Below are 26,605 nucleotides of genomic sequence, written 5' to 3' on the forward strand. Positions count from 1 at the left end.
GACGTCATGAAGAGAGTCTATCCGGACAAGGAATACTGTATCGGCTGCCACCTCTGCGAAGTGGCCTGCATCACCGCCCACTCCAGATCCAAGGACGCGATCATCGCCTTTCGCGAGGAACGGACCAAGGACGGACTGACCGCCTGCAAAAAGGTCTTTGAAAAGGGCGACATCTGCGTAGCCATCTCCTGCCGTCATTGCGACGAACCGTCCTGTGTGGCCGCCTGCATCTCCGGCGGCCTGCATAAGGACCCGGAGACGGGCCGCACCGTCTATGATCGCGACAAATGCGTGGGCTGCTGGTCTTGCCTGATGGCCTGTCCTTACGGAGCCATAAAGCGGCACCCGACCGAGAACAAGATCGTCAAGTGCGACCTGTGCGAAGGGCGCGAGGGCGGACCGGCCTGCGTGGCCGCGTGCCCGAACCAGGCCCTGAAATTCGAGGAAAGATAGGGAGCGACCATGAAATATGTCATCATCGGCAACGGCATCGCCTCCATCGGAGCCATCGAGGGCATCCGCAAGGTCGATACTGAAAACGAGATCCTGATCATCGGGGCCGAGGACGCCCCGGCTTACGGCCGCCCGCTCATTTCCTACCTGCTGGCGGGCAAGATCGGCCCGGACCGCCTTGCGCTTCGACCCCGGGAATTCTACGAGAAAAGCAATGTCTCCCTGATGCTCGGCACCAAGGTCACGGCCATCGACGCCGGGGCCAAGACCGTGACCACGGACAAGGGCGACACCGTGGAATTCGAAAACCTGCTTATCGCTACCGGCGGCATTCCGTTCACCCCGCCCATTCCGGGCTCCGACGGCGCCGACGTGTACAACTTTACCAACTTGGCCCACGCCCATACGCTCATCTCCAAGGCCAAGGAGATAAAGCGGGCGGTGGTCATCGGCGGCGGGCTCATCGGGCTGAAGGCCGGCGAGTCCCTGTTCGACCGGGGTGTGGACGTGACCATCCTGGAGCTTTCGCCGCGCATCCTGAGTCTGGCCTTTGACGAAAACGCGGCCTCTCTGGCGAGCTCCCGCCTGGCCGAGGTCGGCCTGAACGTGCGTTGCGGCGTGTCCGCCAAGGAGATCCAACGCGATCAGGAGGGCAACCTCAAGGGAGTGCATCTGACCGACGGCGATTTCCTGCAATGCGACGTGGTGGTCATCGCCATCGGCGTGGTGCCCAACTACAACCTGGCCAAGGAAGCCGGGATCGCCGTGGACCGGGGCATCAAGGTGGACGAGCACATGCGCACCGGCGCGGACGGCGTGTTCGCGGCGGGCGACGTGGCCCAGGCCAAGGACCTCCTGTTCGGCGAGGACCGCGTCATCCCCATCTGGACCAACGCCTACAACCAGGGGTTCTGCGCGGGCAAGAACATGGCGGGCAAAGCCACTCCGTTCACCGGCTCCCTGTCCATGAACTCCATTTCCTTCTACGGCCTGCCGACCATCTCCGTGGGCACGGTCAATCCGCCCGAGGGCGACGACACCTACGATGTGGCCGTCTCCCTGGACGAAAAGAAGAAAAGCTACCGTAAGCTCGTCTTCCACAACGACCGTCTGGTCGGCTACGTGCTGGTGGGCGACATTGACATGGCGGGCATGTACACCGCCTTCGTCAAGTTCCAGTTGGCCGTGCCCGAGGACGCCAAGAAGCAAATCCTGGCCGGAGCGCCCGACGTGCTCATGTGGCCGGACGATTTCTTCAAGGAAACCTGGAACCCCGGCGTAGTCGAGCCCGATTAAAGGATTAGGCAATGAAAGCACCTGAAAGATATTACGATTTCCAGAAGGATATCTCCGGCTGCGGGATATTCGGCGTCATCAACAAGAAGCGGGGCCTGATCCCGGGCGACATTCCCATCCAGGCCATGACCTGCATGCATGACCGGGGCAACGGCCTGGGCGGCGGCTTCGCGGCCTACGGCATCTATCCCGAACACGCCGAAAAATACTGCTTCCACATGATGTGCGACGACGACGCGGCCATCAAGGGCTCCGAGGAAATGATCAAGCAGTACTTCGACCTGCATTTCTACGAACCCATTCCCACCCGGCGGACCCTGGCCATCCCGCGCCCTCCCAAGTTCAACCGCTATTTCGTGACCGTGCCCGAAAAACCGGAAAACGAGTTCCGCGAATTGCCGGAAGAGGATTACGTGGTGGCCGTGGTCATGAAGATCAACACCACCGTGGGCGGGGCCTTTGTGGTTTCTTCGGGCAAAAATATGGGCGCCTTCAAGGGCGTGGGCTTTCCCGAGGACATCGCCGACTTCTTCCGCCTGGAGGAATACAGCGCCTACATCTGGACCGGCCACAACCGCTTTCCGACCAACACCCCGGGCTGGTGGGGCGGGGCGCATCCGTTCACCATCCTGAACTGGTCCATCGTACATAACGGCGAGATATCCTCTTACGGAATCAACCGCCGTTACCTGTGCGAACACGACTATCTCTGCACCATGATGACCGACACCGAAGTCGTGGCCTACGAGTTGGACATGCTTATTCGCAAGCACGGCCTGTCCTGGGAACTGGCCGCCAAGGTCTTCGCCCCGCCGTTCTGGGACGAGATCAAGCACATGGATGCGGAGGACAGGGAACTTTACACCACCTTGCGCGCCACTTACGGCCCGGCCATGCTCAACGGTCCCTTCGCCATTCTGGTGGCCGACAACACCCGGCTCATGGGCCTCAACGATCGCATCAAGCTCCGGCCTCTGCTGGTGGCCGAAAAGGACGACATGGTCTTCATGTCGAGCGAGGAATCGGCCGTGCGTGACGTTTGTCCCGAACTGGACCGAGTCTGGATGCCCAAGGCGGGCGAACCCGTCATCGTGGATCTGGAGGATTAGATGGCAGCCAAGAGAAAACAGAAGACCCTCACGGCAGGGCGGACATACTACAGGCAGTTCAACGAAGAGATTCGAGCCCTGGTCAGGGAAGGCGTGACTGACTTCACCATCAAGGAATGCAACGGCCAGCGTTACCTGGCCACCGCGCTCGACGGCGATTTCAACTTCGACATCTACGGAGTTCCCGGCCAGGACCTGGGCGCGTTCATGCGCGGCCCGCACATCCGGGTGCACAACAACGCCCAGGACGGCGTGGGCAACACCATGGACAACGGCCGGATCATCATCGAGGGCATGGCGGGCGACGTCATCGGTTACGCCATGCGCGGGGGCGAAATCTTCATCAAGGGCGACGTGGGATACCGCGTTGGCATCCACATGAAGGCCTACCTCGAACACCAGCCCAGGATCGTAGTCGGCGGCAAGGCGGGCGACTTCCTCGGTGAATACATGGCCGGTGGAATTATTTTGCTCTTGGGTATGTTTTCTGATAAGCCTGATGCGCCCGTTGCGGGACGAAGTCTTGGAACGGGCATGCATGGTGGCGTGATCTATGTCCGCGGCCCCGTTCCCGAAGACCAGCTTGGTCCCGGACTTACGGCCACCCCCGTGGACGCCGACGACCTCAACGTCATTGAAGGTCTGGTCAATGAATACGCCAAGGAATTGAAGCTGGACAGCAAGGCGATTTTAAGCGAGAACTTCGTGAAAATTCGTCCGTTTTCGCACAGGCCGTACGGTAACCTGTACGTCCCTTGCTAGACGGCGGGGAAGATACAACACTCATTACCTCTGGAGGAACCAATGTTCTTCGATTCCGTAGCCTACGCCATGGCTCCGCCCGCGGGCGGCGATGGTGGCGCCGCAGGCGGCCTCGGCGGCATCCTGGGCGGCCCGCTGCCCATGCTGATCCTGATGTTCGCCATCTTCTACTTCCTGCTCATTCGTCCGCAGCAGAAGAAGCAAAAGGCCCATCGGGCCATGCTCGACGCTCTCAAGAAGGGTGACAAGGTCTGGACCAATGGCGGCATCCTCGGAACCATTACCGATATCGATGGCGACAATATGACCATCGAGATCGCTTCCGGCGTCCACGTCGTCATCAAGCGCGGCTTTGTCGCCGACAAGGACGGCGGCGCGGTGCCCGCAACGGACAAAAAGAAGAAGTAGGTTCTTGCGCCAGTACCTGAGACTTCCGTGCGGATCGGACCACACCCGTAAGGTGGCCCGATCCGCGCTTGCGTTTGTCGCCGATTCTCTCAGGTGGGTAGCAACTAGTTTGTATTACAGGGAGATTTCATGCAAAGTTTGCGTTTGAGAGCCGCCATCGCTCTCTTAGTCGTGCTCCTGGGGCTGGCATTCATGCTGCCGTCCCTGCCCGGCGTCAAGGATTCGTCCCTCGGCAATATCCTGCCGGGCAATGGGATCAACCTCGGCCTCGACCTCAAGGGCGGCATCTATCTGACCCTCGGCGTGGACATGAAGACGGCCATGGACAACAACCTGGCCCGCCTCGGCGACGACCTCAAGGCGTCCGCCCGCGAGCAGGACGTCTATATCCTGCGCCCGACCGTCCTGAACGAGAGCGCCATCACGGTCACGCTGATCAAGGCCGAGCAGAAGGACGCGTTCGAAAGCGTCATTAAGGATTACACCCCATTCGCCATCGAACAGGCCACGCCGCTCGACGGCGACAAGGTCAAGTATGTCTTGTCCGTACCGCCCAAGTACCGTAGCGAGATCGAAAAGCTGACCATGGACCAGGCCATCAAGACCATCCGCAACAGGATCGACCAATTCGGCGTGGCCGAGCCGGATATCCGCAAGCAGCAGGACAATCGCATCCAGGTCCAACTGCCCGGCTTGGAAGACCCCGAACGGGCCATCAAGATCATCGGCCAGACCGCGCACCTCGAATTCAAGATGGTTGACGATTCCGCCGATCTGAAAAAAGCCCAGCAGGGCATCCTGGCCCCCGGTCGCGAAATGTCCGTGCTCCTGCACCGTCAAGCCAACGGCTCTTATGCCGAATCGCCCATTGTCCTCAAAAGGGACGCGGTCCTGACCGGCGAATACGTGTCCGATGCCCAGGTCCGCCTGGACCAGTGGAACAACGCCTATGTCGCACTGACTTTCAATGCGCGCGGAGCCAAGATCTTTACCGATCTGACCGCCGAAAACGTCAACAAGCGCATGGCCATCGTCCTGGACGGCAAGGTCTATTCTGCACCGGTAATCCGGGAACGCATCTCGGGCGGCAAGGCTTCCATCACCGGCAACTTCACCCGAGAAGAAGCCCGCGACCTGGCGGTCGTGCTTCGCGCCGGTTCCCTGCCCGCGCCCGTGACGATCCTCGAACAGCGCTCCGTGGGCCCGTCCCTGGGGCAGGAGTCCATCGACAGCGGCGTCATGTCCGCCATGGTGGGCATGGCCCTCGTTCTCCTCTGCATGGTTGTCTACTACGGCTTCGGCGGCGTGGTGGCCGACATCGTCCTTCTCCTGAACATCATGCTCATCATGGGCGGCCTGGCCGCGTTCGGCGCGACCCTGACCCTGCCGGGCATAGCGGGCATCATCCTGACCATTGGTATGGCCGTTGACGCCAACGTCATCATCTACGAGCGCATCCGCGAGGAACTCAGGCGCGGCCTGTCCGCCAAACAGTCCGTGGCGGAAGGATATGGCAGGGCCACCCTGACCATCCTCGACGCCAACGTGACCACGGTCATTGCGGCCATCATCCTGTACCAGTTCGGTACCGGCCCCATCCGCGGCTTCGCCGTCACGCTGACGCTCGGTATCATCACCTCCATGTTCACCGCCATCTTCGTGTCGCGCATCCTGTTCGACCTGTACCTGAAAAACCGCGCCGACAACGCCAAGCTGAGCGTCTAGGGGGACGATAATGGGACTTCAAATAATTAAACCCAATACTAATCTTGACTTCATCGGCATCAGGAAAGTCGCCTTCATTCTGTCGGCGATCCTCATCCTGGCCGGCCTGGGCTCGCTGCTGATCAAGGGCGGCCCCAAATACGGCATCGACTTCGCGGGCGGCATGATCGTCCAGGTGAAGATCGACAAGGCCACCGATGTAAACGCCATCAAGGACGCCGTGGACGAACTCAAGCTGCCCGGCCTGATTGTCCAGTCCCTCGGCCTTGAGGGAGACCACGAATACCTGATCCGCACCTCCTCCTCGGCCATATCCTCCGAAGAGGTCCGGGCCAAGATCAACACGGCCCTGAGCGATAATCTCGGCACGAGCTTCGAAATTCAGCGGCTGGAAATGGTCGGCCCCAAGGTCGGTGCGGACCTCCGCTCCCAAGCCCTTGAGGCCCTGTTCTACGCGGTCCTGCTCATCGCCGTGTACATCTCCGGGCGCTTCGAACAGCGCTGGACCGCAGCCGCGGTCATGGCCGCTGGCCTGGCGGGCGGCGTGTACGGCATCGGCCTGCTCGGCCTGGACATGGGGTGGCTCATCCTGGTCGCCCTGGTCATCACGGTCGGCCTGTGCTGGTACCTTAAACTCAACTACGCCCTGGGCGCGGTGGCGGCCCTCATACACGACGTGATCATCACGGTCGGCCTGTTCTCCATCATGAACAAGGAATTTGACCTGACCATCATCGCCGCGTTGTTGACCATCGTCGGTTATTCGCTCAACGACACCATCATCGTCTTTGACCGCATCCGCGAAAACACCATCGCCAAACAGGGCAAGATGTCCTTTGGCAGCATCATCAACCTGTCCGTCAACCAAACCCTGTCGCGCACCATCATGACCTCGGCCACCACGCTTCTCGTCGTGCTCTGCCTGTTTGTCATGGGCGGCTCGGTCATCCACGACTTCGCCCTGGCGCTGCTCATCGGCATCACCGTGGGTACCTATTCCTCCATCTTCGTGGCCAGCCCCGTCCTCTACGGATTCGGCCCCAGCGAACATCCGGAGGCGGAAGCCGAAGCCTAACCGGCGCGTCATACGCAAATCAAAAGAGGAGGGCCGCACGGTCCTCCTCTTTTTTTGTTCCGTCGAGGCGTTAGCCATGGCTTCCATTGCGGCTGCGAACATATCGGTTTACTTCATGGGACGGAGAAACACAGATGAAAGATTTAAAGAACACAGCCCACGGGACCCACGGTGTATACGAGCGCAATGCCTCGCAATTCGACCAGGACCGAATCAAGACGTTGTTCGAACGGAGCTGGCTGGAAAAATTCGAGGGCTTGCTGTCTGAAAACGCTTCCATCCTGGATGTCGGTTGCGGGACGGGCGAGCCGATCGCGCGATATTTCATCGAGAAAGGATACGAGCTGACCGGCGTGGATTACGCGCAAGCCATGATCAGGCTGGTCAAGCGGCGCTTTCCGGAACAACATTGGCACCTGGCCGACATGCGTAACCTGGACCTGGGACGAGAATTCGACGGCCTGCTGGGTTGGCACAGCTTCTTTCATTTGACTCGCGAGGAACAACGGGCGGTGCTTCCTCTCTTTGCCCGTCACCTCACCCCAGGCGGAGTGATGATGCTCACCGTCGGCCCGGAAGAGGGGGAGTGTAGCGGGCACATCGCCGGAGAAGACGTCTATCATGCCAGCTTGTCGCCGGAAGAATACCAAACCGTACTGGACGGCCTGGATTTCGAGATTATGGATTTCGTTGTGGAAGACCCTGAATGCGGTTTCGCAACCATTCTCCTGGCACGGAAAAGGATCTGAAGCTTCCACTAAGCCCCGGTTTCCTTTACTCAGCCCCAGAAAAAAGCCCCTTCGGCGCAAGGCCAAAGGGGCTTTTCATTGTCATGCGGCCAGACTTAGGCAAGCTGGCTGATGAGGTATTCCTTGATCTCGTTGATGGACTTTTCGCCGTCAAGTTCAACGTACTTGAAATTGGCGTCCTTGAGATTCTTGAAGTAGTTGCAGGCGGCCATGGTGCCGGTTTTGTCGTCATAGTAGATGTCGTGGCGCTTGTTGATGGCGGCCTCGTCCTGGTCATCCTCGCGGGCGGACAGGGCGCCGCCGCAGACGCGGCACTTGTCGCCGTCAGGGGCGATGGCCGGGATGCCGACGTTGTTGGGATGGTTCGGATTGTTGGCACAGAGGCGACGCCCCATGATGCGGGCTTTGGCGATCTCGCGGGGCAGCTTGATCTCGATGACGTAATCGAGATTCACGCCGTCCTTCTGCAGGGCTTCCCAAAGTTTTTCGCCCTGCACCAGGGAGCGGGGGAAGCCGTCCAGGAGCCAGCCGTTTTTGGAATTGGACAGCACGTCCAGAACCATGGGGATGGTGATATCATCAGGAACCAATTCGCCCTTGTTGATGTATTCCTTGGCCTTCATGCCCAGTTCGGTGCCGCCGCCGATGTGCTTGCGGAAGATGGCGCCGGACTCAATGTGGTCCAGTTTGTACTTGTCCTTGGCGATGTCGCCCTGGGTGCCTTTACCGGAGCCGTTGGGGCCGAAAATCAGAATATTCATAATTCCTCCTGATGATAGAAAAGCGAAATGCCGACTGGCCATTCCGATACATTGTGCAAAAGATCACATGCTCTTATACCGGGGAGACCCGGAAGTCAATGCTTGGCGGTGAAAACCACGCCCGATGCGGCGATGCGCGCGGTCTTTCGGCCGGGGAACTGGAAGTCCGCTCCTACGCGGCGTTCCTGCCAGGCGCTGTCGAGTTTGAAGAGGGTATCGGCCAGGGCCTGGCCGCTTCCGAGACGGTCCAGACAGGCCTTGTAGAGATGCAACCGCTGGGCTTTGTGCAGGGCTTCAAGACGGGAATTATCCAGGATTTCACAAGCCCCGGATTCAAGTTCGGCCCAAAAATCCCGCTCCACGCGGCCAATGCGCCACAGCCTGGCCACGGACTGCCAAAAGGCCGGATTTTCCTTTTCGATGAGCGGCAAAATTTCGTTGCGGACACGATTGCGGGTCATGGCCGGGTCGGCGTTGGACGCATCTTCGCGCCAGACGATCCCCAGGCTGCTCACAAAGGCCGCGAGCGTGGATTTGGGCAGGAGCAGCAGGGGGCGGACCAAAGCGCGTCCGGGGTCGTATCCGGCCATGCCGGACAGGCCGGGCCAACCTGTGCCGCGGATCAGCCGCATGAGCACGTCCTCGCTCAGATCGTCCAACTGGTGGCCCAGGGCGACAAAGTCCCATCCGCCGGATTCACGCAATTGCGCATAGAGCTTGTAGCGGGCTTCGCGCCCGGCCTCCTCGATCCCCAGGCCGCGCTCTTCGGCCAAACGGGCCACGTCGCGGGACTCGACCGTGCAGTCGATGCCGAGCCGTTCGCACAGGGAGCGGGCAAAGGCGGCATCTCCGCCGGATTCCGGACGCAACCCGTGGTCCAGATGCACGGCCCCCACGGTAAAGTCACCCCGTTGGGAGAGATAGTGCAGAAGCAACAGCAGGCAGGTGGAGTCCACGCCGCCGGAAAGCCCCACCAGAACGCGGCGTCCGGTCAGGTCGATTCTCAGTTCCTCTTCGACGAAACGGCCCGCGTAGAGGCAGAAATGCGCCCATTTGGGCAGAAGGTCCTGCAGGGTTTGCGGAATGTCGGCGGGCAGGGCGGGCATGCTATACCGAGACTTCCAGCTCCTCAATGAACTGGTCGAGATATTCGATCATGTGCCGGCGCTGGGGGGAAGTGGCGTAGGACACGCAGGAACAGCGGATCTTGTTGCGCGCGCGGACGAGCAATTCCATGCGCAGACTATTCCGGTCGGGAGATTCCACGGCCTCCAGAGCCATGAAGTAGGGGCCGCATTCGGCAAGGTGCTCCTTTTGTTCGGGCTGAAGCAGGTCCTCGGGCAGGGGCAGATAGTAGATGCCCTCGATGGAGCCGCTCAAACCGAGTTCGTCAAAGGCGTTGATGACGGTTTGGTAATCCTTGTCGGTCAGGTCGTCTACAAGATAGGTGCGCATTATTGTTCCTTTTTCGATACTTCGATGTACTGCTCGATGTCCTCGGGCGCGCAGGTGGCCGACTTGCGGTCCAGATGCGCGTTTTTCGGCACGGATTCCTCGTCCAGGTTGAATATGCGCCGGGCCAGGTCGATGAATCGTTCGGCGGACCCTTCTTCCTGAGTGCGCCGCTTGAGGAAACAGATGGGCTCGTGCAGGGATTTGTGAGCGATGGACAGGACCAGCCGTTCCAGGGCGTTGTGGGTCCGCTCGTCCACCGGGCCGATCTTTTTGAGCGTCTTGGCCAACTCGCGCATGGCCACATCCTCGGATTTGCCGACCAAATCCACAATGGTCGGCTGAATATTCAGGGAATTAAGCCAGTTGCCAAATGTTTCGGTCTCAAGATCTACCACGGCTCGGGCCTTGGTGGCTTCGCCCTGGCGCTGGGCCATGTTCTCGTCCACCACTTCCTTGAGGTCGTCGATGTCGTAGAGATAGACGTTGTCCAGGGCGTTGACGTCCGGGTCGATGTCGCGCGGCACGGCGATGTCGATGAAGAACATGGGCTTGTTCTTGCGTTTGCGCAGCACGGCCTTGACGTCCTTGGCCTTGATCACGGCCACGGGCGATCCGGTGGAGGAAATGACGATATCCACCTCGTGCAGCCGGTCCGGCATGGCTTCGATCTGGATCGGTTCGCCACCCAGGCTCTCGGCCAGCTCCTTGGCCCGGGACAGGGTCCGGTTGGCGATGATGATCTCTTTGACGCCGTTGCGGAGCAGGTGCGTGGCGGCCAGTTCGGCCATCTCGCCCGCACCGACAAGCATAGCCCTGGTGGGCTTGAGGTCGCCGAAGATCTTACGCGCCAGTTCCACGGCGGCGTAACTGATGGACACCGCGCTGGAGGCGATGGCCGTCTCGGTGCGGATACGCTTGGCCACGGAAAAAGACTTGTGCAGCAGGCGGTTGACGATGGTCTTGGCCGTGCCCTTGTCCACGGCGGAACGGTAGGCGTCCTTGAGCTGGCCGAGAATCTGCGGCTCGCCCATGACCATGGAGTCCAAGGACGAGGCCACGGAGAAAATGTGCCGGACCGCTTCCAAGTCCGCGTACCGGTAGATATTCTCCGTGAGCAATTCGACGGAGCCGCCGCAGGCCATGGCCCAATACTCGGCAACGGCGTCCATGACCGCGGGCACGGGAATCTTCTTGGCCACGGCCACGATTTCCACCCGGTTGCAGGTGGACAGCGCCAGACATTCCTGCACGGGACAGTGGGCCATGAGGCCCTGTTCGAAATTCTCGATGTCGGTCAGGGCGAATTTTTCGCGCACATCCACGCCCGCAGTGCGGTGGTTGAGACCTATGAGGATTATCTGCTTGTTCATGGCATGGCCTTGAAGGTGATGGTGTGGTGAATGAGGGAAACGCACATCCCGGCAAAGACCCAAAGGGCCAGGATGGCGGGCTTGCGTCCACGCCAGCCGAGCACCACACGCTGGTGGAAGAGAAAGGCGAAGAGGAACCAGACCGCCAGGGAGCCGATCTTCATGATATCCCAGGCGAACGGCTTGAACGGCGCGATCAGGTACCAACTGAAGGTGGAAAAGAGGCCCAGGGTGTAGAGCGGGAAGCCGATAAGCACGGCCCAACGATTGACTGTGTCGAACTTGTCCAGGGACGGAATGCTCTGCCCCATGGCCTTCAGCCCTTCCTTGGTCTTGAGCTTGCGGTTGTAGTAGAGAAAGGCCACTCCCGCGCCAAAGGCCATGATCAGCGCGCCCAGCGTCAGGACCAGGGAGCCGATGTGCAGGCCGAAGAACAGGGCGGTCAACTGTGGGGGCATGATCACTCGAATACCGCCCAGGGCCAGGGAAGCCACGAAGAGCAGCAGGGCGAAGGGCAGGGCGGTGATGGCCAGGTATTCCAGGCGCAGCCGCCACCACAGGAAGAAATACAGGGCCAGGGCACACCAGCCGATGATGTTGAAATAAAAGGTGCCGCCGCTCAGGGCCGCAGGGTCACGGCTCAAGGTCAGTCCCAGGTCCACGGTGTTGAAGGTGAAGCCCAAGACGGCCAGCCAGATGGCGGTACGCTTGAGCCTGTCGTTTTCCGTGAACACGGAGGTCAGAAACAGCACGGTGCCGAGCGCGTAGAGCGCGATGATCACGATATGAAGCGTTTCAAACAAGCCCATCAAGCAACTCCGGGATGTTGTCGTGCAACGGTTCGGGCAACGATTCTTTAAGAATTTCCGTGGCCGCGTCAAGGTCGCGCGTTTTGAAGGCGTCGAGCAGGGCGGAGTTGACCAGGGTCCGGAAGACCATAGTATTATCGGCGGTGGTCGAGCCGAGGGAGAGCATGAGCGGTCGAATGCGTCCCATGGCAGCCAGGAGACCGGCGTACTCGTCACCGAAACTTTCCTGCAATTCCTTGCGAATGCGTTTGGCCATGGCCGGGCTGCGGCCCGCCGTGGAAATGGCCACGGTCAGGTCCCCGCGCTTGACCGTGGCGGGCACGATGAAGCTGCATTTCTCGGGCTGGTCCACGATGTTGCACAAAACGCCCCGGTCGCGGCACAGGTTGCTGATGCGCCAGTTGACGTCTTCGGACGAGGTGCAGGCGATGACCAGAAACTGGCCGTCCAGGTCGTCGTCCGCAAACTCGCGGCAAAGGAATCTCACATTGGGCAGCGCCAGGAGGGGAGCCATGTCCGGGTCCGCCTCGCGGGTATCGATGATGGTCACGCTACCGGCCCCGGAATCAATCAGGGACTGGATCTTGCGCTTGCCGACCTCGCCCGCGCCGACCACCAGACAACCCTTGTTTTCCAAGTTCACGAAGATGGGATAATATCGCATGGGTCTTGATAACCAATGCGCGCAAACAAGTAAAATGAGAAATTGCTCGGTTCTTGCAAGAATCACTGGAATTACGCTAGGGTTTTGACACGCGCGACACAACATGAAAAATTACCTCGTCATACAACTGGCCCGATTCGGGGACCTCATCCAGACCAAGCGGCTGTTGGCGACCCTTGCGGCCCGCCCGGAAAGCGCCGTCCACCTGTGCCTGGACGTCTCCCTGGCCCCCCTGGCGCGACTGGTCTATCCCGACGTCATCCTGCATCCGATCACGGCCCATGGCACGGGGCTGGATTCCCATGCGGCGGCGCTCAAGATGCTCGTGGACAACCGGCGCGCCTTTGCCGAATTGGCGGCCATCGACTTCACGTCCGTCTACAACCTCAATTTTTCCGGCCTGAACTTTCGCCTGGCCGCCCTGTTCGACCCGGAACGGGTGGCGGGGTACGCCTGGCGCAGCGGCCAGGAAATCACCGGCCCTTGGCCTGCCATGGCCATGCGCTGGTCCGGGTTCCGCCGACTGGGCATGAACCTGGTGGACTTCTGGGGCGCATACTGCCCGGACATGCTCCCGCCGAAACAGGTCAACCCCGAGGCGGCGCCCAAGGGCGGCGGCATCGGCGTAGTCCTGGCCGGACGCGAATCCCGGCGTTCCCTACCCGCGCCGTTGCTGGCCGGGATTACCGCCACCCTGGCCGGGGCGCGCAAGGCCCGGTCCATAACGCTTCTCGGCGGACTGGCCGAACGCGCGGCAGGGCAGGCCGTGTTCAAGGAATTGCCCGCGAACTTGCAATCCGCGACCCGGAACCTGGCCGGACAAACCGACTGGGCCCAGCTTGTGGAAACCGTCAACACCCTGGATTTGCTGATCACCCCGGACACCGGGACCATGCACCTGGCCGCCCACCTGGGCACGCCCGTGGCCGCTTTTTTCCTGTCCTCGGCATGGTGCTTCGAAACTGGCCCCTACGGGCTCGGCCACACGGTCTACCAGGCCGTGACCGATTGCCTGCCATGCCTGGAGACCGCGCCCTGCCCGGAAGACGTCAAATGCCTGGACGGCTTCGCGGCCCCGGGGTTCCGACGATTTCTGGTCACGGGCAAGACCGAGCACGCCCCGGAAGGCGTCCTGGCCCTACGTTCGGAATTCGACGATCTGGGCCAGACCTATGCGCCCTTTGCCGGAATCGATACGGACGCACGGCAAAGGGCCGTGCTACGTAATTTCCTTTTGCACCATCTGCGCGGCGGACAACCGCGCTTCGATGAAATGGAATCGGCCTTTGCCCGCCAACTGTACCGGGAAAAGGACTGGATGACCGCGGACAAGCCCTGCAAGGCACAAGGATAGCTTTCATGAACACGTTGCGTATTCTCGTCATCCTGCCGCTGTATGGCGGCTCCCTGCCCATCGGCCGGTACGCGGCCTCGGCCCTGCGCCAGGAAGGGCATCTGACCGAGGTTTTCGAGGCCCCGGAGTTCTACTCGGCCTACAACGCCCTGAACGACCTCAAGGTGACCACGGATCGATTGGATTATTTACAGAATTCCTTTCTGAACGTGATCGCCCAATCCATCCTGGCCAAGGTTGAAACCTTCGAACCGGACCTGGTTTTGGCCATGGCCCAGGCCCCGTTGACCCAACAGGCCCTGAAGCGGCTCAGACGCGATGGAGTGACCACGGCCATGTGGTTTGTGGAGGATCACGACCTGTTCACCTATTGGAAAGCATTCGCGCCCCTGTACGATGTCTTTGCCGTGATCCAGAAAGGAACGTTTTTCGAAAATCTTGAGGCCATCGGCCAGTCCAATGCCCTATATCTCCCCTTGGCCGCCCAGCCCGACTTCCACAAGCCCGTAGAGTTGAGCTCGGTGGAACGGCGCAAGTTCGGCTCCGAGATTTCGTTCATGGGCGCGGGTTACCCCAACCGACGCAAGGCCTTCCGAGAGCTGATCAATTCCGATTTCAAGATATGGGGCACGGAGTGGGAAGGCGACCACGTGCTGGAACCACTGGTCCAACTCAAGGGAGCACGCGTAACTCCTGAAGAATGCGTGAAAATATTCAACGCCACCAAGATCAATCTCAATCTCCATTCCTCGATCCAGGCCGACGAGTTGGTCACCTTGGGCGACTTCGTCAACCCGCGCACCTTCGAGTTGGCCGCCTGCGGGGCGTTCCAGTTGGTGGACCGACGCGGCCTCATGGGCGAAGCCTTTGCGGAAGATGAATTGGCGACCTTTGCATCCATGGAGGAGCTTGTCGAAAAAATCGCGTATTTCTCCTCGCGCACCGAGGAACGGCAAGCCTTCGCCGACCGGGCGCGGGCGCGGGTGCTTGCCGACCACACCTATGCGCAACGCATGCGCACGCTCCTTGCGTTCACCGCCGAACGCATCCCTGGCTGGCCCAAACGGCACGAAGACTCCCCGATCTTTGCCGAGGATTATCCGGCGGAACTTCAGGCGGACATCCATGCCCTCCTGGGTCGGCTCGGCCTGCCTGGGGACGTGTCCTTCGAAGACCTGGTCTGGGCGGTCCGGCAGCAGCGGGGCAGGCTGGATGACCTGGACACGGCCGTTCTCTTCTTGGATGAATGGCGGAAACTATATCGCAAACAAGCTTGAGGAAGTTCAAGCTCTCCATGAAGGAAAAGCCGGGTGAATTTCCAACCCGGCTTTTTATTTGAAAAAACTATCGTTGTTTCTTGAACTGACGCAACCATGCGTTGAGCCGGGATTCCTCGCCCTGATCCTTGGCATGGTAAAACTTGCGTCCCGTCAGTTCGCTCGGCAGGTAGTCCTGGTCCGCCCAGCCCCGGGGGAAATTATGCGGGTAGAGATAGCCCCGGCCATACCCCCATTCGCGTTGCAGGGAGCTGGTGGCGTTGCGCAGGTGCAGCGGTACCGGCTTGGGACCGTTCTCGCGGACCTCCTTCTGGGCCGTGCGATAGGCAGCATAGGTGGAATTGCTTTTGGGGGCCAGGGCGAGATACACGGCGGTCTGGGCCATGGGGATGAACCCCTCGGGCATGCCGATGGCCTCCACGGCCTGATGACAAGCCATGGCCTGATTCAGGGCGAAGGGATCACCGAGCCCTATGTCCTCCGAGGCCGAGATGATCAGCCGTCGGGTAATGAAGCGCGGGTCCTCGCCGCTTTCCAAAAGGCAGGCCAGGTAGTAGAGGGCCGCATCCGGGTCCGACCCCCGGATGGATTTGATCATGGCGGAGACCAGCTCATAATGCGAATCCCCGTCGCGATCTCCCCGGACTACGATTTCCGGAAGGGATTCGCGCAAGCATTCCGGGCAGCGCTTCTCCTTGGGCAATTCGGCAGTGTATTCCAATAAATTCAACAAAGTCCGTGCATCACCACCGGCCATGGCCGCGAGCATTCGGTGGCTTTCCTCCTCCAGTTCCACGCCGAGTTCCTTGGCGCCGCGATGGGATACGCCCATCAGCTCCTCGCGGCTGAGTTGGCGTAACCGCAGAACATGCAACCGGGACAGGAGTTGCCGGGTGACGCTGAAAGAGGGATTCTCCGTGGTGGTGGCCAGCAGGATGATCTCGCCGCTTTCCAGGATGGGCAGGAAAAAGTCCTGTTGAGCCTTGGAAAAACGATGCAGCTCGTCAAGAATGAGAACTTCCTGGCCGGGCAGGAGCTTGCGCAGAGCGGCGAGGCCCGCCTCGGGCGCGCTGACGCGCAGGTACTTTTTGCCCGTCAACTGGGCCAGCAGCAAGGCCAGGGTGGACTTGCCGCAGCCCGGCGGGCCGAAAAGCAGAAGACTGGGCATACGCTTGGACTGGGCAAAGGCCTCGATCCGGTTGCGGATGTGCCCTTGGCCCACGAAATCGTCCATGGTAACGGGACGAATTCTGTCGGCAAGCGGTTGGCTTTCTTCAATTTCAAGTTTCATGACTGATCCTGTGCGCCAAACATGGCGAGACTCAAGCAATACACGGCGGCGGTCTCCCAGCGCAGAATGGAGGGGCCGAGGGTCACCGGAACGAACCCGGCCTTGAGCAGCTTGTCCGCTTCCATGGCATCAAAGCCGCCTTCGGGCCCGATTACTACAAGAGTGTCCCCCTTGGAAAGCATGTCGGGCGAAAGGGAGGTTGTGGCCGTTTCGGCCTCCCAAGCCAGATAACGACGGTCAAATTTCCCGGCCAGGGAAACGAGCCCGTCCACGCCGCCGGAAACGGTGTCCAACGAAGGTAGTCGGACGGCCCCGCATTGCTTGGCCGCCTGGACGAACTTTTCGGTCCAGGTCGATTTGGGATCGTCGGGGAGGGCTCCCTGGCTGCGCACGGCCTGCCAGAAGAGGATTCCGCGCCCCTGCAACTCCACGGTTTTTTCGAGAAGATAATCCCGCCGCTTGGACTTGCCCCAACCAATGGCCAGGGTCAGGCCGCCTTCGGGTTCCCGGTGTTCCGCCAATTCCACGGCTACAAGATCCGCCCGGTTCCGGGCGATGGCGCGCACCGTGAACAGCCCATCGCGCCCCTGCCCGTCGAAGAGCCGGACAGTCTGCGCCGTCTCCGTGCGCAGGATAGTGCCCATGTGCCGAGCCTCGGGACCGCTTAGAACGACATCGTCGCCGATGGCGGCGGGCCATTGTTCCGGGGGCAGAAAAAAAGTGTTCAATCGCGCCATGGGCAAATCCGAAAAAAAAGGCCGGAGGCGAGCCCCCGGCCTTTGGAGCTAAAGTTCGTTCGCTATGAGATCATCATACGTTTCCCGCTTACGGGCGACAATGACCTTGTCGCCGTCCACGAGCAGTTCACAGGCCCGGGGCCTGGAATTATAGTTGGAGGACATGGTGAAGCCGTAGGCCCCGGCGGAATAAACAACCAGCCGCTCGCCCCGCTTGACTTCGGGCAACTCCCGGTCGCGGGCCAGGAAGTCCCCGGATTCGCAGATGGGGCCGACCACATCGACGACCTTGGACTCGCGACCCTGGGGCTCCACCTCGGCGATGCGGTGGTAGGAACCATACAGACTCGGGCGGATCAGGTCATTCATGGCCGCGTCCACAATGAGAAAGTTCTTGGTCGGATTGGACTTGGTGTAGACCACCTCGGTGACCAGGATACCCGCGTTGCCCGCGATGACCCGGCCCGGCTCCAGGATAACCTTCAACGGCAGGCCTCGGAGCTTCTCGCTCAATGCCTTTCCGAATTCGGCGGGGTGGGGCGGTTCCTCCTCGTTGTAGGGAATACCCAGGCCGCCGCCCAAGTCCAGGTACCGAATCTCGATGCCCAGGTCCCTGAGCTTGGCGTAGAAGGCCAGGAGCTTATCCAGGGCTTCGAGGAACGGGTCGAGGCTGGTCAACTGGGAACCGATGTGGCAGTCCATGCCAACGGGCTTGACGTGCTGGAGCTCGGCGGCCCGCTTGTAGGCCTCCAGGGACAGATCGATGTCCAGGCCGAATTTGTTCTTCTGCATGCCTGTGGAAATGTACGGGTGGGTCTGGGGGTCCACGTCCGGATTGATGCGGAAGCCGACGCACGCGGTGGTGCCCATTTCCCCGGCCACCTGGTCGATGCGTTCCAGCTCGGCCAGAGACTCCACGTTAAACATGAGGATGCGCGCTTCCAGGGCCTCGCGGATCTCGGAATCCCGCTTGCCCACGCCGGAATAGACGATGCGACTCGGGTCCACACCCGCGTGCAGGGCACGGTAGAGTTCGCCGCCGGAAACGATGTCCATGCCCGCGCCTTCCCGGGCCAGCATCTTGAGCACGGCCAGATTGGAGTTGGCCTTGACCGAAAAGCAGGTCAGATGGTCCACGGTGTCGAAGGCGGAGTCAAAGGCGTGAAAATGCCGCTTGAAGGTCGCTGCGGAGTAGATATAGAGTGGGGTGCCATATTGCTTGGCCAAGTCGGCGACGTTCACCTCTTCGGCAAACAATACGCCGTCCCGATGTTGAAAATGATGCATGTTATTCGATCTCCTGATAAAGATGTATGGGGATCAATACGCCGTCTGAAACGATATCATCCAATACTTTTCCGATATAAAACGGATCACGCGGCTCAAGGCTCGGCCATGTACACGTCGGTGTACTGCAGGCCCATGGTCGGGATCTCGCTCTTGCCGGACACTTTAAAGCGGTATTCCACACCCGGCTCAAGACCGCAAATGCTCAATTTCAGGATATTGCCCGCGAGATCGAACCCTTCCTGACCGCGGGTGAAATGTTGTGCCTTGCGCGGCACGAACGGGCAACCGGCGCACCCCTGGCCCTCGCCGTCGCCCACGGCTTCATAGAGCACGCTGGCCCGCCACAGGCGGTCCACCGAGCCGTTCACAGCCACTTGCAGGACCAGGCAATCATCAACGCGCTCACCGTCCATGAGTTTCAGGGTAAAACGATTCTCGCTTCGAGAGGCCTCGGGCCATTGTTTGTGGCCCAACGCACACCCGGCCAGCAGGCTCAGGCAGAGGAGCAGGGCGGTGGTGGAGACGACGGTTTTGCGCATGGCTCAGTCCTTGATCATGTCCTTCCATTGATTGAGGAGCATCAGCGCCTGAATGGGCGTCATGCCGTCCACATCCAGGTCCGTAAGTTGAGTGATTATCGGATGCTCGCACAGCTCGCGGTCCACTTTGATGGGCGGCGCGCCGAAGCCGGGCAGCAGGGTCTGGGACGCCCGGTCCACGGCCCCTTTTGCCTGGTTATCCTGCGATTTTTCTTCCAATTCCGCAAGGATTTCCCGGGCACGCTCCACCACTGGGCGGGGCACACCGGCCAACCGCGCCACTTCGATGCCGTAGCTGCGATCGGCCGGACCGGGGACAAGCCTGCGTAAAAAAACGATATCCCCTTTCCACTCCTTGACCGCGATATTCAGATTGCGCAACCCCTCGATCTTGCCTTCCAGGGAGGTCAGTTCGTGGTAGTGGGTGGCAAACAGCGTGCGCACCGAACCGCCCGCGCGGGTGGACAACTCCTCGACCACGGCCCAGGCCAGCGACAGGCCGTCATAGGTGCTGGTGCCGCGCCCGATCTCGTCAAGAATAACCAGGCTGCGCTTGGTGGCCTGGCGAAGAATGCGGGCGGTTTCGGTCATTTCGACCATGAAGGTGGAATGCCCCTGGGCCAGGTTGTCCGAGGCCCCTACCCTGGAAAAAACGCGATCCGCCAGACCGATACGCGCGCTGCGGGCTGGGACGAAGGAGCCGATTTGGGCCATGATGGCCATTATGGCCACCTGTCGGAGCACCGTGGACTTGCCCGCCATGTTCGGGCCGGTGATGAGCAGGATACGACGGGACTGATCCATGCGCAGATCGCCGGGAATATAGTTGGCCGCGCCCATGGCCGCCTCGACCACGGGATGACGGCCCTGCTCGATCTCGATTTCAAGGCCGTCGTGCAGGGTGGGGCGGGTCCACTCGTTGACCCGAGCGGCTTCGGCCAATCCCTGCCAATAATCCAGGGAAGCTATCACGTCGGCCATGAACAGGAACCGCGACCGGGCACGGGCCAGCTGTTCCCGCAATTCCTGAAAAAGTTTATATTCCAAGCTCTTGCGCTCTTCGGACGCGGAAATGATCCGGTCTTCCAACTCCTTGAGCTCGGGCGTGATGTAGCGTTCGCTGTTAACGAGCGTCTGGCGGCGTATGAAATGCTCCGGAACTTGTCCCTTGTAGGCCTTGGAGACTTCGAAATAATACCCGAAGACCTTGTTGAAGCCGAGCTTGAGCTTGGGGATGTCGTTTTTGGCCAACTCGGCCTGATGCAACGCCTTCAGTCGATCTTCGCCGTGCTCGTTAAGCTCGATGAGTTCGTCAAGTACCGGATCATACCCCTTGCGGAACAGGCCGCCGTCCGTGATCACGGGAGGAGGGCTGTCCAGCAGGGCCTTGTCAAGCAGAGCGCAAAGGTCATCCATAGCGTCCCACTTGGAGATGATGCGCTTCAGTTCGGGAGCCGCATCCAGATTTTCCTCGGCCAAAAGCGAGTCTATCCGGGGCAGCATGGACAGACTGCGGCGCAAGGCGATGAAATCCTTGGGGTTGGCCCGACCCAAGAAGATACGTGTGGACAACCGCTCAAGGTCGTAGATCGAATCCAAGGCATGGCGGACGTCGCCGCGCAAGCGATCGCGTTCAAACAGAAAGGCCACGCACTCCTGGGTCTTCTCAATGGGCGCCAAGTTACGCCAAGGCTGACGCAAGCGCGCCTCAAGCAGACGGCCGCCCATGGGCGTCATGGTCCGGTCCACGACCTGCCACAGGGTGCCAAGCCCGGCCCTGCCGTCAAGACGCCGAAAAATTTCAAGATTGCGCTCTGTTACCTCGTCCAGCAGGAGATGCTTGCCGAGATTGAGCGGCTTGAACTCGCCCAAGTGGCCAAATTGCCCCATCTGGGTCTGATCCAGATAGGTGAGCAGCGCCCCGCACGACCGGATCAGTTCGTCCTTGCCCGCCAGACCAAGGCTATCCAGATCGGCGGCGTGCTGGGCCTCCAGGATACGATTGCGCGCCCCGGCCAAGTCGAAGAAAACGCCGGGGGCCACGGATGTGACCTGGCCCGACAGGTCGCCAAATTGTGGCGGGACCTTGACGCCCTGGGGCAGGAGCAGTTCGCTTGGGTTGATCTTGACCATCCATTGCCACAGCTCGGGTTCCTTGCGGCTGAAAAGCCCGGACCATTGACCCGTGGAAAAGTCAAGCCAGGCGATGCCGCCCGCATCCTTGGCGCTGTCCCAGTAGAGTGCGCCAAGATAGTTATTGGCCTTGGACTTCAGGTTGGAGTCCTCGACCACGGTGCCGGGCGTGAGCACGCGGGTTACGTCGCGCTTGACCAACCCCTTGGCTTCCTTGGGATCTTCGACCTGATCACAGATGGCGATCTTGTAGCCTTTGTCGAGCAGCTGACTGAGGTACGGCTCTACCGAATGATGGGGCATGCCGCACATGGGAATGGGATTTTCGTCGTTGGGATTGCGGCTTGTCAGGGCGATCTGGACCGCCCGTGAGACGATCTCCGCATCCTCGAAAAAGAGTTCGTAGAAATCCCCCATACGGAAGAAAAGCAGGCAGCCTGGGTGTTCCTCCTTGAAACGGAGGTACTGCTCAAGCATGGGAGTCAGTTTTCTTTGTACCACGAGAACGTCGATATCGGATTATTCGGTGATGTCGGTCCGGAAGGCGATGGAATGCCAGCTATGACAGCGCGGGCAATTGAAGAAGAGCTGATCGCGCTTCAGGCCGCAGTGCCGGCAGAAGAACCGCCGCACCCGCCGGGCCCGGCCGATGAAAAAGGAAAGCTGTTCCTTGAAGAAGGGCGTCAGGGTCTGGTCCGCCCGGGACAGGTCGAAAAGTTCCAACCGGGCCTGCCAGAAGTCGGCGTCGAGCATGAGCGCCTTTTCGAACCAGGACCGGGCGTCGTCCGTGTTCTCCACGCGCAACAATAGCATGGCCCCGTAATAGAGCAGCAAAACGTCCGGCTCCTGGGTCTCGATGATGGGCACGACCACCTCGACGACTTTTTCGTCCGGACAGGTTCTGGACCACGCGGTCTCCTCGCCGAAGGCGTTGATCCGGGCCTTCTCAGCCTGGTTGAGCGCCAAAAGCAACCCTTCGAACAGGACGAAACGCAATTCCGGGGCTACCCGTTCCAGGGCTTGCGCCAGGACGTCGCCGATCTTGTTTGCATTGCCAGCCTTGTAGGCCTGTTTCATCTGCTCCAGCCATGCCTCCACCGCGCCGGGATAGGCCCGGATGGCGTGGCGCAGGGCTCTGTTTCCCTGGGAGGCATTGCCTTCGACGAAACAATCCCTGGCCAGCCGGACCAGGAAATGCGCCTGAGGCAAAGGCAGGTCGAGTTGCCCATAGGACTCGGCGGCTTTTTCGAAGTCGCCGCGTTCGGCCGTGAGCCGGGCCATTTCCCTATGGATGGAAATGGGGTCCTGTCCCAGGGAGCGGGCCTCGTGGAAGGCCTTTTCCGCCCGGTCCAGAAAGCCTGCCCGGCGGAAGTCCCGGCCCAGTTCGAACCAGGCGCGGGCCTTGAACTCACGGTCCAGGCCCGGCCTGACGATAAGGCTGTTTCTGATCTGAATGGCGCGTTCGATCTCGCCCTGGGATCGGTAGAGGCTGCCGAGCGCGAGGTAAATTTCAACCGCTTCCGGGTCATTCTGGACGACCTTGCTGAGTTCCTCGATGGCCGCGCGGGTATCCTGCACGGGCAAAGACTCGCCGTTGTTCACGGCGCTGGCTTTGTCGCGAAGGGAGCTCGGCGTCTTTTTGCGGTTGAATATGTTCCAGCCCATGACGATTCCTAGGCGTTATCCTCTTCCTTGGTCTCGGGAGAGACGTAGGAGGGCTCTTCGCTGATGGGCAGATTGCGCAGGGAATTGAGTTCCTGTTCCAGGCTGGCCATGCGGGTGCGGCATTCCTTGAGCTTGGCGGCACCACGGAACTTGTCGATGGCGAAATAGATCATGGTCAGCAGGGAGCCGGCCACGAACGCGGCCAGGATCAGGACGCCGAAGGGCAGGGGGATGGAGTGCAGAGTGGCCACGTAGGGAATATCGAGGACCAGCGTCAGTCCCTGAAGCAGAACGTCGTTGTTCTGGCTGAAGAACAAAATTGAAAAGACGAAAAGTGCCAACAGAAACAGGACCTTGATAAAACGCATGCGGTTCTCCTTACGCTATTGCATCGAACAGCGGCTTGAGGCGGCTGTAGGTTGAATTCAGGTGTTCGGGGATGACCGTGGTCTCGCCGAAGACGGCCATAAACGAGGCGTCCCCGTTCCAGCGGGGGACAATCTGAAAATGCATGTGTTGGGCAATGCCGGAACCGGCCGCCTCGCCCAGGTTGAGGCCCATGTTGACGCCCTGCGGATGGAAGGCGCTTTCCAGCACCTCGATGGAACGCCGGATCCACAGCATGCAGTCGTTGGCCTCCGCCACCGTCAGGTCCGTCAGATGGGCCACATGGCGGTAAGGGGTGACCATGAGGTGCCCGTTGTTGTACGGGAATTTGTTCATGATCACGAAACAATGTTCGCCCCGGGCGAGGATATACCGTTCCCCGTCCTCGTCCGTACCTTCCGGGATGCAGAAAACGCATTCCTCGGGCTTGGGGCCGAGTATATAATCAAGACGCCACGGCGCCCACAAAACATCCATGATCCACTTCCGTCAGATTTTCAAACCGGTTGCGACTCGTTCCCGACCCTTTGTCCGAAACAGCCGTAGGCTAACCAACATCTTGAATTTCTACACGGCTTGTCTGCCGAGGGCAAGTGGGGAAAGCGTTTAGTCTCCGCTCTCGTCCTCAAGTTTCGCCGTCAGTTCCTTATTCAATTTTTTCGCCAGATTCAATTGCTCATGTCGGGTTTCGGCGCGGCCGTCTATCTTGGCCGTCATCAGCCGATCCAGGATGATCGTGTAGAGAGGCCCCGGCTCAATGCCGATATTCTTGAGATCCTTACCGTTTACTTCGATGGCGATATATTGCAGCCGGGCGAGATATTGGGAAATATTTCGCCGGATATACTCCTTGCGACTGCGCGCCATGAGAAACAGGATGCCCTCCACCGGAATGGGATGGAGTATCTTGTACAACCGGCTCAGGCGCGAACGGCCTTCCTTCCAGCCCATGAGCTTCATGAGGGCTTCGCCGATCATGTCACGCAACTGGAAGAAGTCACGCTCCTCTTTCTTGGTGAAATGCAGCCGCGTGGTCACCTGCTCGATTTGGTCCCGCTTGATGCCCATGGTCATGCCCAGGATGTAAAGCTTCCAGGGAACGACCTCGGGGCCCAGGTAGAGGAGCTTGTACCAGTTATGGACCTTGACCAGCTCAGTCAGGATCTGGATGCGCTCCTTGTCCAGGGAGAGCAGGGGGTGGATGGCCTCCATGATGCCCAGCTCCTGCATGCGCAGCAGGCAGGCCAGGGGGTCTTCTTCATTCGTGATCAGTTGCAGTTCGTGCATGACCCGGGTCCCGGACAGCTTGCTGAAGAGCTTGAGATTGAGCGCATTCTTGATCAACCGCATGGTCTGGCCGCCAATCTGGAAACCAAAGCGTTTCTCGAAACGGATGGCCCGGAGGATACGGGTGGGGTCTTCCACGAAGCTCAGGGAATGGAGCACGCGGATGGTCCGGTTGCGAATGTCCCGCTCGGCCCCGAAAAAATCCACCAACTGGCCGAAGCGCCCGGGATTGATGCGCAGGGCCAAGGCGTTGACCGTGAAATCACGCCGGTACAGGTCCATTTTGATGGAGGAAAGCTCCACCGTAGGCAGGGCGGCGGGATATTCATAGTATTCCAACCGGGCCGTGGCCACGTCCACGCGCTGGCCGTCGTCAAGGATGACCACGGCGGTCTTGAACTTGGAATGCGCCTTGATCCGGCCGCCGAGATTGGCCGCGAACCGCCGGGCGAAGGCGATGCCGTCGCCTTCGACCACCAGGTCCAGGTCCAGATTGGGCCGACCGAGCAGAATATCGCGCACGAAACCGCCTACGGCATAGACTTCCCACCCCATATCCGCGCCCAGTTCACCCGCCTCCTTAAGCAAATCCAGCATGCGCTGGGGCAGCCGGTTTTTGACCTGGGAGGCGATGTTCCGCTCCCGGCGGTGGTCCGGCATCAGAGAGTCGGGAATGCGGGCCGGCTCCTCGATGAGCATGTTGGTCAGGTCCGTACGGGTGATGACCCCGACCAGTTCGCCGTTCTCCACAACGGGGAGCATACGCTGGCGGTTGCTCAAAATGATTTCCATGACCCGGTAGAGATCGGTCTTGGACTCCACGGTCTCGAAGGCCCTGGTCATGTATTCGGACAACCCTACGTCGCCCAGGTGGTGGGAAAGGGCCTTGTCCGCGATTTTATGGCCGATGATGCCGATGCACTGCATGGTACCCCTGGCCACTACGGGCACGTCCTTGAGTCCGTAACGGGTCATCAACTCCACGGCGTCGGCCATGGTCTTGTCGCCCTCGATGACCACGGGCGGGCGGGACATGAGGGAATCCACCACGATCTGCGGGTTGATCTGGGAGTAGAACAGAGCGAACAAGTCGTCGCGCAGTTCGGCCAGAGTGCGGTCCTTGACCGTGGCCGAGGCAGCGGCGTCGTGCCCGCCGCCGCCCAGGGAGGCGCAGATGCGACCCACGTTGACGTCCGGGCTCTTTGACCGGGCCACCAGATGGATGCGGTCGGCCATGCGGCCCATGGCGAAGACCACCTTGATCTTTTCCATGTCCATAAGCTTGTGGACCAGCAAGGCAAAGTCCGGCACAAACTTGTCCGTGGACATCTCGGTAACGACCACGTCCACGCCGTGTATGTCGTAGTTCTTGGCGTTCTTGAACAATTCGCCAAGGTAGGTGACCTGTTCGGCGGACAACTCATGGGACAGCAAATCGGAGATGACCTCGATGTCCATGCCCTGGGACTTGAGCCAGCCGGCGGCTTCGAAATCCTGCGGGGTGGTGGTATTGAAGCCGAAGGAGCCGGTGTCCTCGTAGATGCCGATGCCGAGCAAGGTGGCCTCTTCGGTATTCAAGGCCAGCCCCCGTTCCCGGATCTCGGCCACGATGATGGCCGTGGTGGAGCCCCAGTCCCGGACGACACTCTTCTCGGCGGGCAGATCGTCTTCGCTGTCCGGATGGTGGTCGTAGAGATGGATGCGCAGCCCCTCGTTATCCAGTAACGGACGCACATGAGGAATGCGCGAGCGCTGGCGGGTGTCCACGACCACCAAAAGCTCCACGGATTCCGGTTCGATGTCCTTGAACGCCTTGAAGTTGAAGAGGTAGGTGGTGCTCTCGATGAAGAAATTGCGCAGGTTGGATTCCTGGCTGCCCGGGAAGATGAGCACCGCGCCGGGGTAGAGCTTGCTGGCCGCGACCATGGCGGCCAGGGCGTCGAAGTCCGCGTTGGCGTGGGCCGTGATCACGATCGGGGCCTGTATCTTTTCCGGTTTATTTTTCATTT

At 60.4% G+C, this 26,605-nt stretch carries 25 protein-coding genes; 10 read left to right on the forward strand and 15 right to left on the reverse strand.

Annotated features, from left to right (window positions below):
• Positions 1 to 6 precede the first annotated feature (6 nt).
• The 8 genes from J0909_RS13100 to J0909_RS13135 all read left to right on the forward strand — a co-directional run bounded on the left by J0909_RS13100 (position 7) and on the right by J0909_RS13135 (position 7,577).
• Complete coding sequence (locus J0909_RS13100) at positions 7 to 453, forward strand: 4Fe-4S dicluster domain-containing protein (RefSeq protein WP_207263476.1); 447 nt, start codon at positions 7 to 9, stop codon at positions 451 to 453.
• A 9-nt stretch (positions 454 to 462) separates the two neighbouring features.
• Complete coding sequence (locus J0909_RS13105) at positions 463 to 1,749, forward strand: NAD(P)/FAD-dependent oxidoreductase (RefSeq protein WP_207263478.1); 1,287 nt, start codon at positions 463 to 465, stop codon at positions 1,747 to 1,749.
• Positions 1,750 to 1,760: 11 nt separating this feature from the next.
• The gene (locus tag J0909_RS13110; RefSeq protein WP_207263481.1) at positions 1,761 to 2,858 is read left to right on the forward strand and encodes a class II glutamine amidotransferase; all 1,098 of its coding nucleotides are present in this window, start codon (positions 1,761 to 1,763) and stop codon (positions 2,856 to 2,858) included.
• Entirely contained in the window at positions 2,859 to 3,620 is a 762-nt protein-coding gene (locus tag J0909_RS13115; RefSeq protein ID WP_207263483.1) for a GltB/FmdC/FwdC-like GXGXG domain-containing protein, read from the forward strand.
• Between the two features lie 42 nt (positions 3,621 to 3,662).
• Entirely contained in the window at positions 3,663 to 4,028 is a 366-nt protein-coding gene (gene yajC / locus J0909_RS13120; protein ID WP_207263485.1) for a preprotein translocase subunit YajC, read from the forward strand.
• A 129-nt stretch (positions 4,029 to 4,157) separates the two neighbouring features.
• Positions 4,158 to 5,753: a protein translocase subunit SecD gene (gene secD / locus J0909_RS13125; protein WP_207263487.1), complete on the forward strand. Its 1,596-nt coding sequence runs from the start codon at positions 4,158 to 4,160 to the stop codon at positions 5,751 to 5,753.
• A 10-nt stretch (positions 5,754 to 5,763) separates the two neighbouring features.
• A complete protein-coding gene (secF, locus tag J0909_RS13130; protein ID WP_207263489.1) occupies positions 5,764 to 6,828 on the forward strand; it encodes a protein translocase subunit SecF in 1,065 nt (354 codons plus the stop codon).
• A 134-nt stretch (positions 6,829 to 6,962) separates the two neighbouring features.
• Positions 6,963 to 7,577: a class I SAM-dependent methyltransferase gene (locus J0909_RS13135; RefSeq protein ID WP_207263491.1), complete on the forward strand. Its 615-nt coding sequence runs from the start codon at positions 6,963 to 6,965 to the stop codon at positions 7,575 to 7,577.
• A 95-nt stretch (positions 7,578 to 7,672) separates the two neighbouring features.
• Here the strand turns inward: J0909_RS13135 and J0909_RS13140 are convergent, their stop codons facing one another.
• The 6 genes from J0909_RS13140 to J0909_RS13165 form a co-directional block, all read right to left on the reverse strand.
• Entirely contained in the window at positions 7,673 to 8,338 is a 666-nt protein-coding gene (locus J0909_RS13140; RefSeq protein WP_207263493.1) for an adenylate kinase, read from the reverse strand.
• Positions 8,339 to 8,433: 95 nt separating this feature from the next.
• The gene (gene tilS, locus J0909_RS13145; protein ID WP_207263495.1) at positions 8,434 to 9,444 is read right to left on the reverse strand and encodes a tRNA lysidine(34) synthetase TilS; all 1,011 of its coding nucleotides are present in this window, start codon (positions 9,442 to 9,444) and stop codon (positions 8,434 to 8,436) included.
• Position 9,445: 1 nt separating this feature from the next.
• The gene (locus tag J0909_RS13150; protein WP_207263497.1) at positions 9,446 to 9,793 is read right to left on the reverse strand and encodes a hypothetical protein; all 348 of its coding nucleotides are present in this window, start codon (positions 9,791 to 9,793) and stop codon (positions 9,446 to 9,448) included.
• Entirely contained in the window at positions 9,793 to 11,163 is a 1,371-nt protein-coding gene (gene hemA, locus J0909_RS13155) for a glutamyl-tRNA reductase (RefSeq protein WP_207263499.1), read from the reverse strand. The genes J0909_RS13150 and hemA overlap by 1 nt, the downstream gene beginning before the upstream one ends.
• On the reverse strand, positions 11,160 to 11,972 hold the full coding sequence (locus J0909_RS13160; RefSeq protein WP_207263501.1) for a cytochrome C assembly family protein: 813 nt from the start codon (positions 11,970 to 11,972) through the stop codon (positions 11,160 to 11,162). Before J0909_RS13160 ends, hemA begins: the two co-directional genes overlap by 4 nt.
• Complete coding sequence (locus tag J0909_RS13165; RefSeq protein WP_207263503.1) at positions 11,959 to 12,636, reverse strand: precorrin-2 dehydrogenase/sirohydrochlorin ferrochelatase family protein; 678 nt, start codon at positions 12,634 to 12,636, stop codon at positions 11,959 to 11,961. Before J0909_RS13165 ends, J0909_RS13160 begins: the two co-directional genes overlap by 14 nt.
• A gap of 103 nt (positions 12,637 to 12,739) precedes the next feature.
• Between J0909_RS13165 and J0909_RS13170 the strand changes: the two genes are divergently transcribed.
• Together J0909_RS13170 and J0909_RS13175 are read left to right on the forward strand one after the other, a co-directional pair.
• Positions 12,740 to 13,990 (forward strand): glycosyltransferase family 9 protein, encoded by a 1,251-nt coding sequence (locus J0909_RS13170; RefSeq protein ID WP_207263505.1) that lies wholly within the window; start codon positions 12,740 to 12,742, stop codon positions 13,988 to 13,990.
• A gap of 5 nt (positions 13,991 to 13,995) precedes the next feature.
• Positions 13,996 to 15,267: a CgeB family protein gene (locus J0909_RS13175; RefSeq protein WP_207263507.1), complete on the forward strand. Its 1,272-nt coding sequence runs from the start codon at positions 13,996 to 13,998 to the stop codon at positions 15,265 to 15,267.
• A gap of 67 nt (positions 15,268 to 15,334) precedes the next feature.
• Here the strand turns inward: J0909_RS13175 and J0909_RS13180 are convergent, their stop codons facing one another.
• The 9 genes from J0909_RS13180 to J0909_RS13220 all read right to left on the reverse strand — a co-directional run bounded on the left by J0909_RS13180 (position 15,335) and on the right by J0909_RS13220 (position 26,603).
• Complete coding sequence (locus J0909_RS13180) at positions 15,335 to 16,558, reverse strand: replication-associated recombination protein A (protein WP_207263509.1); 1,224 nt, start codon at positions 16,556 to 16,558, stop codon at positions 15,335 to 15,337.
• Positions 16,555 to 17,295 carry an RsmE family RNA methyltransferase gene (locus J0909_RS13185; RefSeq protein WP_207263511.1) on the reverse strand — a complete coding sequence of 247 codons (741 nt, stop codon included), beginning with the start codon at positions 17,293 to 17,295 and terminating at the stop codon, positions 16,555 to 16,557. Before J0909_RS13185 ends, J0909_RS13180 begins: the two co-directional genes overlap by 4 nt.
• A gap of 48 nt (positions 17,296 to 17,343) precedes the next feature.
• Positions 17,344 to 18,582, reverse strand: a complete 1,239-nt coding sequence (lysA, locus tag J0909_RS13190; RefSeq protein ID WP_207263512.1) for a diaminopimelate decarboxylase — start codon at positions 18,580 to 18,582, stop codon at positions 17,344 to 17,346.
• A gap of 95 nt (positions 18,583 to 18,677) precedes the next feature.
• Positions 18,678 to 19,124, reverse strand: a complete 447-nt coding sequence (locus tag J0909_RS13195) for a hypothetical protein (RefSeq protein ID WP_207263514.1) — start codon at positions 19,122 to 19,124, stop codon at positions 18,678 to 18,680.
• 3 nt (positions 19,125 to 19,127) lie between these two features.
• Entirely contained in the window at positions 19,128 to 21,734 is a 2,607-nt protein-coding gene (gene mutS, locus J0909_RS13200; protein ID WP_207263626.1) for a DNA mismatch repair protein MutS, read from the reverse strand.
• Positions 21,735 to 21,776: 42 nt separating this feature from the next.
• On the reverse strand, positions 21,777 to 22,922 hold the full coding sequence (locus J0909_RS13205; RefSeq protein WP_207263516.1) for a tetratricopeptide repeat protein: 1,146 nt from the start codon (positions 22,920 to 22,922) through the stop codon (positions 21,777 to 21,779).
• An 8-nt stretch (positions 22,923 to 22,930) separates the two neighbouring features.
• A complete protein-coding gene (locus J0909_RS13210) occupies positions 22,931 to 23,290 on the reverse strand; it encodes a LapA family protein (protein WP_207263519.1) in 360 nt (119 codons plus the stop codon).
• Positions 23,291 to 23,300: 10 nt separating this feature from the next.
• On the reverse strand, positions 23,301 to 23,786 hold the full coding sequence (locus tag J0909_RS13215; protein WP_207263521.1) for an HIT family protein: 486 nt from the start codon (positions 23,784 to 23,786) through the stop codon (positions 23,301 to 23,303).
• Positions 23,787 to 23,915: 129 nt separating this feature from the next.
• Entirely contained in the window at positions 23,916 to 26,603 is a 2,688-nt protein-coding gene (locus J0909_RS13220) for a CBS domain-containing protein (protein WP_207263523.1), read from the reverse strand.
• Positions 26,604 to 26,605: the final 2 nt, after the last annotated feature.

Origin of the sequence: Desulfovibrio sp. Huiquan2017 (assembly GCF_017351175.1) — a bacterium.
Taxonomy (GTDB): domain Bacteria; phylum Desulfobacterota; class Desulfovibrionia; order Desulfovibrionales; family Desulfovibrionaceae; genus Pseudodesulfovibrio.

Bases quoted from the DNA above. Each gene is read 5' to 3' on its own strand.
- J0909_RS13215 (WP_207263521.1), bottom strand. From the start codon at position 23,786: ATGGATGTTTTGTGGGCGCCGTGGCGTCTTGATTATATACTCGGCCCC.
- lysA (WP_207263512.1), bottom strand. From the start codon at position 18,582: ATGCATCATTTTCAACATCGGGACGGCGTATTGTTTGCCGAAGAGGTG.
- J0909_RS13205 (WP_207263516.1), bottom strand. From the start codon at position 22,922: ATGGGCTGGAACATATTCAACCGCAAAAAGACGCCGAGCTCCCTTCGC.
- yajC (WP_207263485.1), top strand. From the start codon at position 3,663: ATGTTCTTCGATTCCGTAGCCTACGCCATGGCTCCGCCCGCGGGCGGC.
- J0909_RS13140 (WP_207263493.1), bottom strand. From the start codon at position 8,338: ATGAATATTCTGATTTTCGGCCCCAACGGCTCCGGTAAAGGCACCCAG.
- J0909_RS13115 (WP_207263483.1), top strand. From the start codon at position 2,859: ATGGCAGCCAAGAGAAAACAGAAGACCCTCACGGCAGGGCGGACATAC.
- J0909_RS13175 (WP_207263507.1), top strand. From the start codon at position 13,996: ATGAACACGTTGCGTATTCTCGTCATCCTGCCGCTGTATGGCGGCTCC.
- tilS (WP_207263495.1), bottom strand. From the start codon at position 9,444: ATGCCCGCCCTGCCCGCCGACATTCCGCAAACCCTGCAGGACCTTCTG.
- J0909_RS13220 (WP_207263523.1), bottom strand. From the start codon at position 26,603: ATGAAAAATAAACCGGAAAAGATACAGGCCCCGATCGTGATCACGGCC.
- hemA (WP_207263499.1), bottom strand. From the start codon at position 11,163: ATGAACAAGCAGATAATCCTCATAGGTCTCAACCACCGCACTGCGGGC.
- J0909_RS13170 (WP_207263505.1), top strand. From the start codon at position 12,740: ATGAAAAATTACCTCGTCATACAACTGGCCCGATTCGGGGACCTCATC.
- mutS (WP_207263626.1), bottom strand. From the start codon at position 21,734: ATGCTTGAGCAGTACCTCCGTTTCAAGGAGGAACACCCAGGCTGCCTG.
- secF (WP_207263489.1), top strand. From the start codon at position 5,764: ATGGGACTTCAAATAATTAAACCCAATACTAATCTTGACTTCATCGGC.
- J0909_RS13100 (WP_207263476.1), top strand. From the start codon at position 7: ATGAAGAGAGTCTATCCGGACAAGGAATACTGTATCGGCTGCCACCTC.
- J0909_RS13105 (WP_207263478.1), top strand. From the start codon at position 463: ATGAAATATGTCATCATCGGCAACGGCATCGCCTCCATCGGAGCCATC.
- J0909_RS13150 (WP_207263497.1), bottom strand. From the start codon at position 9,793: ATGCGCACCTATCTTGTAGACGACCTGACCGACAAGGATTACCAAACC.
- J0909_RS13180 (WP_207263509.1), bottom strand. From the start codon at position 16,558: ATGAAACTTGAAATTGAAGAAAGCCAACCGCTTGCCGACAGAATTCGT.
- J0909_RS13185 (WP_207263511.1), bottom strand. From the start codon at position 17,295: ATGGCGCGATTGAACACTTTTTTTCTGCCCCCGGAACAATGGCCCGCC.
- J0909_RS13135 (WP_207263491.1), top strand. From the start codon at position 6,963: ATGAAAGATTTAAAGAACACAGCCCACGGGACCCACGGTGTATACGAG.
- J0909_RS13210 (WP_207263519.1), bottom strand. From the start codon at position 23,290: ATGCGTTTTATCAAGGTCCTGTTTCTGTTGGCACTTTTCGTCTTTTCA.
- J0909_RS13165 (WP_207263503.1), bottom strand. From the start codon at position 12,636: ATGCGATATTATCCCATCTTCGTGAACTTGGAAAACAAGGGTTGTCTG.
- J0909_RS13160 (WP_207263501.1), bottom strand. From the start codon at position 11,972: ATGGGCTTGTTTGAAACGCTTCATATCGTGATCATCGCGCTCTACGCG.
- secD (WP_207263487.1), top strand. From the start codon at position 4,158: ATGCAAAGTTTGCGTTTGAGAGCCGCCATCGCTCTCTTAGTCGTGCTC.
- J0909_RS13110 (WP_207263481.1), top strand. From the start codon at position 1,761: ATGAAAGCACCTGAAAGATATTACGATTTCCAGAAGGATATCTCCGGC.
- J0909_RS13195 (WP_207263514.1), bottom strand. From the start codon at position 19,124: ATGCGCAAAACCGTCGTCTCCACCACCGCCCTGCTCCTCTGCCTGAGC.